4 protein-coding genes and 1 pseudogene (1 of these 5 cut by a window edge) are annotated in these 13,717 nt (G+C 65.6%); 4 read left to right on the top strand and 1 reads right to left on the bottom strand.

The features are described 5' to 3' along the window. Nucleotides 1-24 precede the first annotated feature (24 nt). From AC1D75_RS09230 to AC1D75_RS09215, 4 genes are all read left to right on the top strand, one after another. Nucleotides 25-1,563 (top strand): NCS1 family nucleobase:cation symporter-1, encoded by a 1,539-nt coding sequence (locus AC1D75_RS09230; RefSeq protein ID WP_495514960.1) that lies wholly within the window; start codon nucleotides 25-27, stop codon nucleotides 1,561-1,563. Nucleotides 1,564-1,654: 91 nt separating this feature from the next. After that, nucleotides 1,655-2,464, top strand: coding sequence for an aspartate/glutamate racemase family protein (locus AC1D75_RS09225; protein WP_495514959.1), 810 nt, complete (start codon nucleotides 1,655-1,657; stop codon nucleotides 2,462-2,464). Nucleotides 2,465-2,540: 76 nt separating this feature from the next. Further along, nucleotides 2,541-3,407 carry a glycosyltransferase family 2 protein gene (locus AC1D75_RS09220; protein ID WP_495514958.1) on the top strand — a complete coding sequence of 289 codons (867 nt, stop codon included), beginning with the start codon at nucleotides 2,541-2,543 and terminating at the stop codon, nucleotides 3,405-3,407. Nucleotides 3,408-3,724: 317 nt separating this feature from the next. Continuing rightward, the gene (locus tag AC1D75_RS09215; protein WP_495514957.1) at nucleotides 3,725-4,642 is read left to right on the top strand and encodes an esterase/lipase family protein; all 918 of its coding nucleotides are present in this window, start codon (nucleotides 3,725-3,727) and stop codon (nucleotides 4,640-4,642) included. 74 nt (nucleotides 4,643-4,716) lie between these two features. On the opposite strand, the pseudogene AC1D75_RS09210 reads toward AC1D75_RS09215, so the two are convergent. Beyond that, nucleotides 4,717-13,717, bottom strand: a pseudogene (locus tag AC1D75_RS09210) (non-ribosomal peptide synthase/polyketide synthase) (its annotated part continues 24,995 nt past the right edge of the window); the annotation flags it as partial.

Below are 13,717 nucleotides of genomic sequence, written 5' to 3'. Positions count from 1 at the left end.
CGTTCCGACGCCGAAGGAATGCCCATGACCGATGTTCAATCCCCCGATTCAGAGGTCCCGACAAATCATCACAATGCCGCCGGCGAGAGCGTCATCAAGCTCAGCTACGACCAGCGGTTGACCAACGAGGATCTGGCTCCGCTGCGGAATCAGACCTGGACCTGGTACAACATCTTCGCGTTCTGGATGTCCGATGTGCACAGCGTCGGCGGATACGTGTTCGCGGGCAGCCTGTTTGCCCTCGGCATTGCCGCGTGGCAGGTGCTGGTCGCCTTGGTCATCGGCATCGTGATCGTCAACCTGCTGTGCAATCTGGTCGCCAAACCCTCTCAGCAGGCCGGGGTTCCTTATCCGGTGACCACCCGCATCGCTTTCGGTGTCCGCGGCGCCAATGTTCCCGCCATCATTCGCGGTCTCATCGCAGTCGCCTGGTACGGCATCCAAACATACTTGGCCTCAGTGGCTTTCGGATTGCTGGCCCTCAAGTTCTGGCCCTCACTCGACAAGTACAGCGAGAGCGGCGACATGTCCTTCCTCGGACTCTCGCCGCTCGGCTGGGCCGGCTTCATGCTCATGTGGGTACTGCAGGCGGTCGTCTTCTGGAACGGCATGGAAACGATCCGCAAGTTCATCGACTTCTGCGGTCCCGCCGTCTACGTCGTCATGGTCATCTTGGCCGGCTACCTGATCTGGAAAGCCGGCTGGGACAACGTCAGCTTCGACCTCTCGGTGGGTGAATCCAAGACCGGCTGGGCTTCCATCGCCGCCCTCATCTCGGCGATAGCCCTTGTGGTGTCGTACTTCTCGGGTCCGATGCTCAACTTCGGCGACTTCTCGCGGTACGGCAAGTCGTTCAGCGAGGTCAAGAAGGGCAACTTCTGGGGCCTGCCCGTGAACTTCCTGTTCTTCTCGATCCTGGTGGTGTGCACGGTTTCTGCCGGTGCCACCGTGATCGGCAAGGACGACGCAGGCAACATCATCACCGACCCGGTCCACATCGTGGACAAGATCGACAACACCACAGCGGCGGTGCTCGGTGTGCTCACCTTTGCCATCGCGACCATCGGCATCAACATCGTGGCCAACTTCGTCTCCCCCGCATTCGACTTCTCGAATGTGGCACCGACCAAGATCACCTGGCGCACCGGCGGCATGATCGCCGCGGTCGGCTCGATCCTGATCACGCCGTGGAACCTCTACAACAATCCGGACGCGATCCACTACACGCTGGACACGCTCGGTGCGGTGATCGGACCGCTGTTCGGCATCCTCATCGCAGACTTCTACCTCATCAAGAAGCAGAAGATCGACGTCGACGATCTGTTCACGATGGACGAGAACTCGCAGTATTACTTCCGCGGGGGCGTCAACCCGGTGGCGGTCGTATCCACGGTCATCGCTGCACTGGTCCCGATCGGTGTTGTGATCTGGGGTACCGCATATCAGGCGAGTTTCACGTGGTTCATCGGCGCCGCCATCGGATTCGTCCTGTACATGGCGGGGATGAAGTACCTGCCGCAGCACCTGATCTACGGAACCCGCCCGGCCCCGGTCGAGGCCTGAGCCCTCCGATGATGTGGCCTTCTGGCGAACAAACCCGCAGGGCGCGGTCGCCAAAAGGCCACATCCTCGGTGTAGCGAGGAGCATGAAGCAATGCGCATCTGCGTGATCAACCCGAACACGACGGCGTCGATGACCGACCAGATCGCCACCGCCGCACGATCGGTGGCCGGGCCCGGGACGGAGATCGTGCCGCTCACCTCGACGATGGGGCCCGCCTCGATCGAGTCGCACTACGACGAGGCACTCGCGGTACCCGGTGTGCTCGAGGCAATCCTGACGTCCGAACGCAGTGACCGCCGCGCGGACGGGTATCTGCTGGCCTGTTTCGGTGACCCCGGGCTTGATGCGGCGCGAGAAGTCTCGTCGGGTCCGGTACTCGGGATCGCCGAGGCCGGTATGCATGCGGCGTCGATGTTGGGGCGGCGATTCTCTGTGGTCACCACATTGGGCCGGACGATCGGCCGGGCCGAGGAACTGGCCGAAAGATACGGGATGAGCAAGCGCTGCATCGGGTTCCACGCGTGCGAGATCCCGGTACTGGAGCTCGAATCCAACCCTGAGACCGCCGCGATCCTCATCGAGGCCTGCCGCTCGGCCGCCGAGGCCGATGGCTGCGACGCAATCCTGCTCGGGTGCGCCGGAATGGCAGATCTGGCCAAGACCATCAGCGCAAAAATCGGGCTACCGGTGATCGACGGAGTCGCCGCCGGGACAGCGTTCCTGCAGTCGTTGATCACCCTCGGCATGGCGCCGGCGGGTGTCGGCGAATGGGCGCCCCCGCGACCCAAACACTATGCGGGCCTGCTCGCCGGGTTTGGCATCCCGGCAACTCAGCCGGCCCGGAAAACACCCGATGACTGCGCGCAGCAGTCGGATTCTGCGCCCGTCTGGGTCCAATGAACATTTCTACCTGAGAAAAGCCTGTCATTGATACTGCTTTGTCTTCGCGTTCAATATTCAGGCACACTGGACTCCAATGCATAAACCGACGATGTCACTGGTAATACCCGCCTACAACGAGGCCGAGACAATCGGCTGGTTATTGGACTCGCTGAAAACCGAGCTCGACGAACTCGACGAGATCATCGTCGTCGACAACAATTCGACCGATGACACCGCAGCGATCGCCACCTCGTTCTGCGAGCAGATCCCGCAGCTGCGGGTCGTCAAAGAGACCAGGCGGGGTGTGATCGCCGCACGAAATGCGGGCTTCGACGATGTCACCAGTGACATCATCGGCCGCCTCGACGCAGACACCCGCGCCAAGCCCGGATGGGCGGCCGCGGTCCGGGACTTCTTCGCCCGCGCCGACGAGACCGTCGGAGCCGGCACCGGGCTCTTCGACCAGTACGACATGCCACTGCAGTGGCTTCACCGGCGTCTCGTCAAGCTGGCGATGTCGAATGCCGACCGCAATGGTGGCGACATTCCGTCGCTCTTCGGGGCCAACATGGCAATCCGCCGCACGACCTGGGAAAAGATCCGGCCGATCCTGCTCGAACAGGACGGAATCTTCGACGACCTCGATATCACGTTGTGTACCAAGGAGACCGGCCAGCGCAGCGTGTTCATCCCGAACATGGAGATCGGCGCCTCTGGGCGGCGCATGCTGTCGAGCACCGCCATCTATCGGCAATTCACCGCGTATATGCCGGCCACCTTGGAAGCCCGTGGCATGCCCGAGGCGGCGAAGCGGTCGTGGGCAAACGTGCGCACGATGCGACTGCTCCACCGGCTTTTCTGGGTGCCCGCACGGGCCTGGGACCCCGTCAAGGGCCGGTACTCTCCACGACAACTCTTCTCCGAGCGACAGCAGCGCGTCCTGCCCTACGGCTCCGACTGAGTCGACGCCGGCAGCCGACCACGGTGGATCGGACGGGTCGACCCCGCGTACCGGACACACAGGGCTTTCGGTCACGTACGCGGCGGGCTCGTGGTGTCAATTCGCTCACAGTTTCAAAACTGCATCGTCGCGAAAGATTGTCATCCGAAATTTGTGCGGAAGCCGAATACTGACAATAGCGGCGCCCTCACAGGGAAAATGCACAACAGCAAATCCGCGACCGGGGGAGTTGCAAGCGCGAATAATCGGCGTGCGATCATGAAATGTGGGGACAACCGATTCTTCGATGACATATCGCAGCTGGAGGTAGCACATTGATGCGTGATTGGCGGCGCCCGATCGGCGCATTGACTGTTGCTGTCCTGCTCAGCATCGGCGCCCATGTCGGCGTGAGCGCGCCTGCGCAGGCCGCCCCTGCGCGATCACCCCAGGGCGCCAATGATCCTTCGTGCGTTCCGTCCGCAGAGCACCCTCGTCCGGTCGTTCTCGTACACGGCACGTGGGCCGACATGGACACCACGTGGAAGACCCTGGCCCCCAGACTGAAAGACGAGGGCTACTGCGTATATGCCCTCAACTACGGGAAGAGTGTTCCGGGCTCCGGCCAGAACCTTCTCGATCTGGTCGGCGGCGACACCGTGGTCCGGTCCGCGCAGACGCTCGCCGGCTTCGTCGCACAGGTCCGGACGCAAACCGGTGCCGCGCAGGTCGATCTGATCGGCCATTCGCAGGGCGCCCTGGTGGCACGCGAATACTTGAAGAATGCGGGCGGCACCGACATCGCCAACCCGGCGCAGAACGCGGTGCACACGCTCATCAGTCTGGCGGGGACCAATCAGGGCACGAGCTTCCACCTGAACCAGGGACTCGGTGCCATCGCGCAGTTGCTCGGAATCCCGGTGATCGAGCTGTTCAACGCCGCAGTCGGTCCCTCGTATGTCGAGCAGATGGCGGGGTCACCGTTCCTCAGCGACCTCAATGGAGGCGGCGACACCCGGCCCGGCGTCGAGTACGTCGCCATCGCAACGCGTGACGACATGATGGTCACACCGGCCGAGAACGCCTTCCTCGTGCCCTCCCCCGGCCATACCGTGCGGAACGTCTGGGTCCAGGACGGTTGCGCCGCAGCAAAAGTCGACCACATGCAGGTGACCAGCAGCCCCCGCGCCATCTGGCTCACGCTCGACGCACTCGATCCCGGATACGGTGCGAACCATCCCGCCCCCTGCCCGTAGCGGCCTTCGCCTCTGATACCTGCTGCCCGTAACCCCTCGGATCCACAAGGGGTTACGGGCAGCAGGCGTTCACGTCAGCGGGCGGCGCGTTCGGCCAGTGCCTGCAGGGCCAGCATCCAATGCTGGACCAACTCGTCGAGGTCGTCGCGCTCGAGCACGTCCGGCAGGTAGGTCACATACGCCCGGACCACGGTCCCGTCCGGACCCGCGGTGGCCATCGACTGGATGTCGATCTCGGCCTGCGCCGGCATCCGGTTGCCACGCGCGATCACCTCGGCGTCATCGGCGCTTCCCAGATCCGGACCGTTGACGTCGGGGAACCACGGCGCGCGGGCCACCTCGGCAGGCACATCGCCGCCGGGGATCGTCCCGATGAAGTTGAAGACGATCTGCGGGTCGCCGAACCCCGAGAGAACCTGGGCGCCTTCGGTATCGAGATAGCGCAGCATTCCGTACCCGATCCCGCGTTCCGGGTTGGCCGCCATGGCCTCCCGGGTGCGGGTGAGTACGTCGTCGGCGATTTCTGCCCGGGCGTACAGCTCGTCGATGTTGATGCCGTCGAGGTCGATCCGGGTCGGGAACATCGACGTGAACCAGCCGACGGTCCGGGACAGGTCGGCACCCGGCACAACTGCTTCCTGCCTGCCGTGACCCTCGAGTGTGAGCAGGGTGTTGGTGATCTGGTAACCACGATCGCGCCGCCACCCGACAACGGCTGCAGCGAGTCCGGCGACCAACTGGTCGGCCACCGTGACATCGGCGCCTGCCGCCGCCAACAGCGGTTCGACGATCGCGGCCGGAATCTCGACCTCCATGCGGCTTTGCAGGTCCACCCGATCCCGGGTGACGTCGAGGCGGCGTGCACCCAGAGCCGGGTCCTCCCCACCGAGCACCGCCGACCAGTGGTCCAGCTCACCGCGGCGAGTTCCCGCCTGGGCGTGCTGTGCGACGGACCACTGGGTCCACGTGGTGCCGGCATCCGGTAGATCCACTGCCCCACCGGCAGAGACCTGCGAACCCGCAGTTGCGATGTCGGCGACCAGGATCCGCCACGACACCGCGTCGACAACGAGGTGGTGGGCGACGATGAGCAACCGGCCGGTGGCGTCCGGACCCGCGTCAAGCCACACGAACTGCAGCATGACCCCGGCCTCGGGATCCACGCGGTCGACGCCGTCGAACAGCGCATCACGCAGTGCGGTTTGGTATCCCGGCTCTCCCGGACGCGCATCACCGGCGAGTTCCACCCGCGACAGGAGCGACCTGACGTCCACGCCACCGGCAGGAGCGATCACCAGGGTGCGTTCATCGCTGTCCAGTCGCGAGCGGAGCACGTCGTGCTGATCGGTCACCGCACTCATCGTCGCGACGATGTCGTCTTCTGTCACACCCACGGGCAGGTTGACGACCATCGGCATCACGAACCGGCTGTGGTCGCCACCGCGTTCGATCATCTTCACGGCAACCGGACTCAACGGTGCGATACGCGTATGAGCGGCAACATCTCCCGGGATCTCGTCGGCAGATGCTGTTGCGGTTGTGGTCGATGCGGCCGCGGCCAGTGCGGCGATGGTACGCAACTCCAGGACGTCCCGGGCGGTGAACTTCAGGCCGGCACTGCGCGCCCGGCTCACCAGCTGCATCGCCATGATGCTGTCGCCTCCGAGCTCGAAGAACGAGTCATCGGCTCCGACTTCGTCGAGTCCGACGATGTCGGCGACGATCTGGCAGAGCAGTCGTTCGTCCTCGGTCTCCGGGGCGCGCCCTGCCGTCGAGACGGCCTCGGGCAACGGCAACTCGCGGCGGGCGATCTTGCCGGATCGTCCACGCGGGAACTCGTCGAGCACCACGATCGTCTCGGGCACCATGTAGGAGGCCAACATTCGCGCGGCGTGTTCGCGTATCGCGGCCGGGTCGACGTCGTGCCCGGCGCGCCTGCTGACGTATCCGACGAGTCGCTGGCGGCCGCCGTCGGTGTGTATGACCGCGGCGGCCTGCTCGACCAGGTCATGGCGGGCCAACGCCGTTTCGATCTCTTCGAGTTCGATACGCAGGCCGCGCACCTTCACCTGGAAATCGACACGGCCGACGTAGTCGAGGGTGCCGTCGGGTAGCCGCCGCACCCGGTCGCCGGTCCGGTACATCACCGAACCTGCCGGACCGTGGACCGCAGGCACAAACCGCTCAGCGGTCAGATCCGGCCGTCCGAGGTATCCGCGGGCGAGCTGCTGCCCAGAAAGATAAAGCTCACCAACAGCTCCCACCACACAGGGACGCAACCAGCGATCGAGCACCACGCTCCGGGTGTTCCACACGGGCGCGCCGATCGGCGTGATGTCGACCGCGACGCGAGCGTCGGTCCGGCCATCGGCACCGTCGGCAGCAACGTGCGACGTGGCATCGACGGTGACCTCGGTGGGTCCGTACAGGTTGACCACCCGCGTCTCTGCGAGTGCGGCAACCCGAGTGGCCAGCGACAGCGGTAGAGCCTCGCCTCCGCTGAACACCAGCCGCAGTGTCGAGACGGTCTCGGGTGTGGCCTGCTGTGAGAAGACGGCCAGCACCGATGGCACGAACTGCACGATCGTCACCGCGTGGCGGGCGATCAGGGCCACGAGCTCGTCGACGTCCCGATGTGCCTGCGGTGGGGCCACAATCGTGCGGGCACCCACCAGTGCCGGTGCGAACATCTCCCACACCGAGGCGTCGAAGGTGAACGGTGTCTTGTGCAGCACGACGTCGTCGGCCGAGAAGTCGTGTTCGGTTGCCATCCACCGCAATTGGTTGACCAGCGCCCGCTGGGTGATCTGGACACCCTTGGGGCGACCGGTCGACCCGGAGGTGAACAGGACGTACGCAAGCGATTCCGGATGAATGCGTCCACGCCGCTCGGTGTCCCGGAGCGCACTCGCATCGGCTGGTTGCAGATCGGGTGCCGTCAGATCCACGCAGACAACATCGCGCAGTGCCGATCGCACACGGCTCAGCAGGTCAGCGCTTGCGACGACGCAACGCACGCCGGCATCGCTCACCACGGTCCGCAACCGGTCGTCCGGGCCGTCGATGTCCAGTGGCAGGTACGCCCCGCCTGCTTTGAGGATTCCGTAGACCGTCGCCACCTGTTCGAGCCCGCGCTGCATCGCGACGCCGACAATGCTGTCGGGTCCGATGCCCTGAGCGATCAGGGCCCGGGCACGCCGGTTCGTCAGCGCGTCGAACTCGGCGAAGGTCAATTCGGTGCTGTTGTCCCCGAAAGCGATTGCCGAAGGCGTGGCCTTCACCTGATCGGCGAACAGCTGCATCGCGGTGCGGTCGGGGATCTCCCGATCGGTGGCGTTCCAGGTCTGCAATTGCGCAGTCACTTCGTCCTGGTCCAGCAGGTCCAGCTCATGCACCGGCGTCCAGCTCGCCTGCGCGATGGTGTCGAGCACCTGCACGATCCGGTTGGCCAGTATCTCGGCCCGATCACCGGAGACCAAGGCCGGGACGTACTTCAGGGTGAGCGACAGATCCGGATCCGCCTGCGCGAGAACGGTCACCGGATAATGCGAGGCGTCGTTGATCTGCGCCCCGGCGATGAACATGCCATCGATGCCGGACTCGCCCTGCTGACGGGTCCGGTCCACCGGATAGGACTCGAAGACCGTCAGCGTGTCGAACAGCACCGGCAGACCCGCGGAACGCTGAATGGTCGGCAGACCGACGTGATGGGCTTCGAGCAAACCGGCCTGCTCGGACTGGATCCGTTCGAGCAGCCCGATGATCGTCTCGCGTTCGCCCAGCCTGATCCGCACCGGAATGGTGTTGATGAACAGGCCCAGAATCGATTCCACGCCTGCCACCTCTGGCGGGCGGCCCGAGACCGTCGCACCGAAGACCACGTCGTCGGTACCCAACGTGCGTGCGAGCACGATGCCCCAGGCTGCCTGCACCAGGGTGTTCATCGTCAGACCGCGCTCGCGTGAGAGATCGGCCAGACCGCTCGACGTGCGCCCACTGATGTCCAGCGCCAACTCGGTCGGCACGGTGTCACCGGCATCGGCGGCCGCGGTGTCAGTCGCCACGGTGTCCTCGACCAACAGCGTCGGCGAATCCAGCCCATCGAGCGCCTGCTGCCACGACGAGATCGCCGCGGAGGCATCACGTGCGGCGAGCCAGACCAGGAAGTCACGGTACGACCGAGTCCGCGGCAGATGGGTGTCGTCGCCTCCGGTGGCGTAGAGGACGAAGAGCTGCTCCATCAGCAGCGGCCCCGACCAGCCGTCGAGCAGGATGTGATGGTTGGTCAGCGACATCCGGTAGCGCTCAGCGCCGTTCTCGTCCGGCCCCATCCGCAGCATCATCACCCGTACAAGCGGTGGTGTCGCCATGTCGAACCGGGCGCTGCGATGTTCGAACAGCAGTCGATCGGCCTCGCGGTCTGCAGCGGCGGCATCGTCGCCGTACTCCGCGCCCAGATCGATCAGCTGCCACGGCGCTTCGACACCGGCGGCCACGAACTGTACCGGCGAACCGTCGCCGATGTGCCGGAAACCGACCCGCAGGTTGGGGTTTCGGTCGATGAGGGCGCGCACGGCGTTCCGCATCCGCTCGGTGTCCACCGCGCCTGCCAACTCGAAGACGATCTGTGCGGTGTAGATGTCGATGTGCTGATCGGCGACCTCGGCGTGGAACAGCATGCCCATCTGCAACGGTGACAGGGACCAGATGTCCTCGATCGCTGCGAAGTCGTTCTCGAGTGCCTCGATCTCGTCCTGTGCGATCCGGACCAACGGCACATCGGACGGAGTCAGGCCACCCGATGCCGGCGAATTGTCATGTGCCGCCAGAGCAGCCGCGGCCGACGCCCACAGGTCACCCAGTTCGCGGACCTCGTCGGACTGCAGGATCCCGCCCGCGTAGGCCAGCGAGGCCGACAGCCGTGGACCATCCGGGTGATCGGTGGTGACAGCGTTGATGCTGAGCACGGCTGGTGCGACCATCCCCGCGTCCTGGGCGCCGCCCAGTGGCCCGCCGTCGGTCGCCCGCTGCCACCCGAAATCGGTTGCTGCGTCGGTGTTGCCGTCGTGTCCGGCCGCAACCCTACCGAGGTAGTTGAATCCGATCTGTGCACCGCGGTAGTCGGCCATCGCGCGGGTCCGCTCATCGCCGCCGTACGCCAGCAGCCCGAAACCGATTCCGGCCTGCGGGACCGCGAGCAGCTGTTCTTTGACTGACTTGATGGCCGCACCGGCAGCGGGGCCACCGGTGAACGCGTCGTCGACGTCGATCCCGGACAGATCCAGCGCCAGCGGGTACATCGAGGTGAACCAGCCGACCGTACGGGAGAGGTCGGCACCGCCGACCGCATCTTCCTCACGACCGTGACCTTCGAGGTCGATGATGACTGAGCCGACGTCCGATCCCCGACGAGAACGCCACACCCGCAACGCCATTGCCAGCGCGGTCAGCAGCGCATCGTTCACACCACCGCGGTAGGTGGCGCTCACGCCGGTGAGCATCGACTCGGTCACCTCGGTGCCGAACTCGAGGTCCAGGCGCTCGATGGTCGCGGCCACATCCCGCTCCGGGTCGATGCGACGGGTCCCCAGCACGGGATCTTCCGTCTCGACGATCGTTGTCCAGTAGTCGATCTCGTCGCTGTGCTGCGGGGCGGAATCGACGAGTGCGGTGGCCCAGGCGCGCAGCGACGTGCCGATCTCGCCCAGTTGCGGCGTGCCGCCGTTCTCGCTCTGTCCCCAGGCCACGGCGAGGTCGGGCAACAGGATCCGCCACGACACCCCGTCGACGACCAGGTGGTGTATCAGCACGTAGAGCCGTCCGGTGACACCGGACGGACTGCCGGCGGCAGGATCGAACCAGACCACCTGGACCATCGAACCGGTCGCCGGATCGAGGCGGACGATCGCCTCGGCGGCCGCGGCCTGGGTGATCTCGATGAACTCGGGGCTTCCCGGCGCAGCGGCGAATTCGACCCGGGTCAGAACCGACCGTGGGTCGACCGAACCGACAGCGCCGACCTCGAGCCGGGCCGATCCGTCGCCGATCACCAGTCGGGACCGCAGGGCGTCGTGCCGATCGAGCACCGCGCCGACCGCGGCCAGCAATCGGTCCGCGCCCGGATCTGCGGGCAGCGTGAGGAAGCTTGCCTGCGAGAACTCGCGGTACTCCCGACGGCTTTCCACAAGCCAACGCATGATCGGGGTCAGCGGCAGCGCACCCACACCGCCGCCGGGCAATTCGTCGAGCATCTGGATCTGTGCATCGGCCGCGACCTGGGCGACCTGGGCCAGTTCGGCGATCGTCCGCCGATCGAAGACGTCGCGCGGAGTGAACACGATGCCCGCGGATCGGGCCCGTGACACCAACTGGATCGAGACGATGCTGTCGCCGCCGAGCGCGAAGAACGAGTCGTCGACACCGATGCGACCGGCACCCAGGACCTCGGAGAACAGCTCTGCGAGTCGCTTTTCCATCTCGGTACCCGGCGCCCGATAGGCGTCGGAATCCGCACCGAAGACCGGTTCGGGCAGTGCCCGACGATCCAGCTTGCCCGCAGGTGTCAACGGCACCGAGTCCAGCACCGTGATCGACGAAGGAACCATGTGTCCGGGAAGACGTTCTCCCAGAGCCGAACTGAGCTCGGCAGCCATCACGTTCCGGCCGGGATGCGGATACACGTACGCCACCAACACCGTCTGTCCGGTATGCGGATGGCGGTGCCCCATGGTCACGGCGAAGCTGACGTCGGGATGATCGCCGAGCGCGGCATCGATCTCACCGAGTTCGATACGGAAGCCGCGAACCTTCACCTGATGGTCGCTGCGACCCAGGAACTCGAGCTCGAAGCGACCGGTGGACACCTGCTTCCACCGCACGACGTCACCGGTGCGGTACATGCGAGATCCCGGCTTGCCCAACGGATCGGCGACAAAACGCCCGGCCGTCAGGCCTGGCCTGCCCAGATACCCGCGGCCCACCGAAGCGCCCGAGACATAGAGTTCGCCTGCCACGCCCGGCGGCACCGGTTGCAGCCGCGAGTCGGCCACCAGAGCCCGCACACCCGTGACCGGCCCACCGATCGTGACCGGCTGCTCCGGATCCATCTTCCCGGTCGAGGTCGACCAGATGGTCGCCTCCGACGGCCCGTACAGGTTGAACATCGAGCGTCCGGGCGCCCAGCGCCGGACCAGCTCGGGAGGACAGACATCGCCTGCAACAGCGATCATCTCGATATCGCCGAGCCCGTCGGCGGGCACGGTGGCCAAGGCCGCAGGAGTCACGAATGCGTGTGTCACCCGGTGCTCGGCGAGCAACCTCGCCAGATCGGGTCCACCGAAGATCGTCGACGGTGCGATCACCTGGGCCGAGGCCGACGCCACCGCCATCATGATCTCGAAAATCGAGGCATCAAAGCTCGGGGACGCGAAGTGCAGGACCCGTGATGCCCGCGTGAGCTCGAATCGCGGAGCCATCTCGGCGATCAGGTTCGCCAGTCCGCGGTGCGTGGTGCCGACACCCTTGGGCCTGCCGGTCGAACCCGACGTGAAGATCACATAGGACAGATCATCCAGCGACGCCCGTACCGCGACCGGTTCGCCTGGACCGTCCCCACCATCGGTGTCAACGGATCCGTACTCCGAATCGGCAGACAGCGGTAGCCACTTGGTGAGCTGCGGAAGCCTGCCGACCAGGTCGCCGGTGGTCAGACCGATCGTCACGTCCGCGTCGACGATCATGTTCTCGATGCGCGCGGGGGGATAGTTGGGGTCGATCGGCAGCACTGCCCCACCTGATTTCACGATCGCCCAGAAGGCGGTCATGGACTCGATGGAGCGGCCGATCGCCAGCGCCACCGGCGTGCCCGGCCCGACACCGTGTTCGAGGAGCTGCCGGGCATGACGACTCGCGCGCCGGTCGAGTTCACGGTAGGTCAGCGATGTGTCGCCACAGATCAGGGCGACTCCGTCGGGATGGGCGGCCACCGCTTCGTCGAAGATCTCGATCATGGTGCGCGGCGGTACATCCGGAGCCCCGGACACCGGCGAGAGGGCAGCCCGCTGCCCGCTCTCGAGGAGGTCGATGTCCCCGACCCGGACGTCGGGGTTGGCGGCAATGGCCGCCACGATCGCACTGAACCGCTGTGCCAGAGCGGCAATCGTCTCAGGATCGAACAGCGCCGTTGCGTAGGTGAACTGCGCCGACAGGCCGGTTGCCCCGGCCTCGTCGACGGTGTCGGCCAGTGTCAGCTGCAGGTCGAACTTGGTTGTGGGGGTTGTTGATTCCAGCGCCGAGACACGCATGCCCGGCAGTTCGAGTACGGCCCGCTCGTTGTTCTGGAATGCCAGCGCGACCTGGAACAGCGGCGCGTACGACGTTTCACGCTCCGGCGCCAGGTGTTCGACCAGTCGCTCGAACGGGATCTCTGTATGGGTGAACGCCGCGATGTCGGTGCTGCGCGTCCGGGCCAGCAGATCGCTGAACCGCTCACCGGGGTCAACAGCAGTCCGCAACACCAGGGTGTTGACGAACATGCCCACCAGATCATCGAGTTCGGGTTCACCGCGCCCGGCGATCGCCGTCCCGACGACGACGTCGTCAGTGGTACCGGAACGGGCGAGCAGCACTGCCAGAGCGGCGTGGCAGACCATGAACATCGTCGCCCGATGATCCATTGCCACCCGCTGCAGGCCATCACGCACCGACGTATCGAGCCCGAACTCGAACGAGGCGCCTGCCGTGGACTGCACCGGCGGACGGGGTCGATCCAGTGGCAGGTCGATGACGTCGGGGATGCCGTCGAGTTGCTTTGTCCAGTACTCGATCTGACGTGCGGCCAGGGATTCGGGATCGGCTTCGTCTCCCAGGACCCGGCGCTGCCACAGAGCATAGTCGGCGTATTGCACCGGCAAGGGAGCCCAGCTGGGCTCGCTGCCCGCGGTTCTGGCGGTGTAGGCGACCATGATGTCGCGCGCCAACGGGGCAACCGAGGAGCCGTCGCCGCTGATGTGATGGATCACCATCACCAATACGTGTTCGTTCGCCTCGCGCCGCAACAGCGCGATCCGCACCGGG

This window comes from Williamsia sp. Y712 (assembly GCF_059445525.1).
This window is presented reverse-complemented; position numbering and strand designations above follow the sequence as displayed.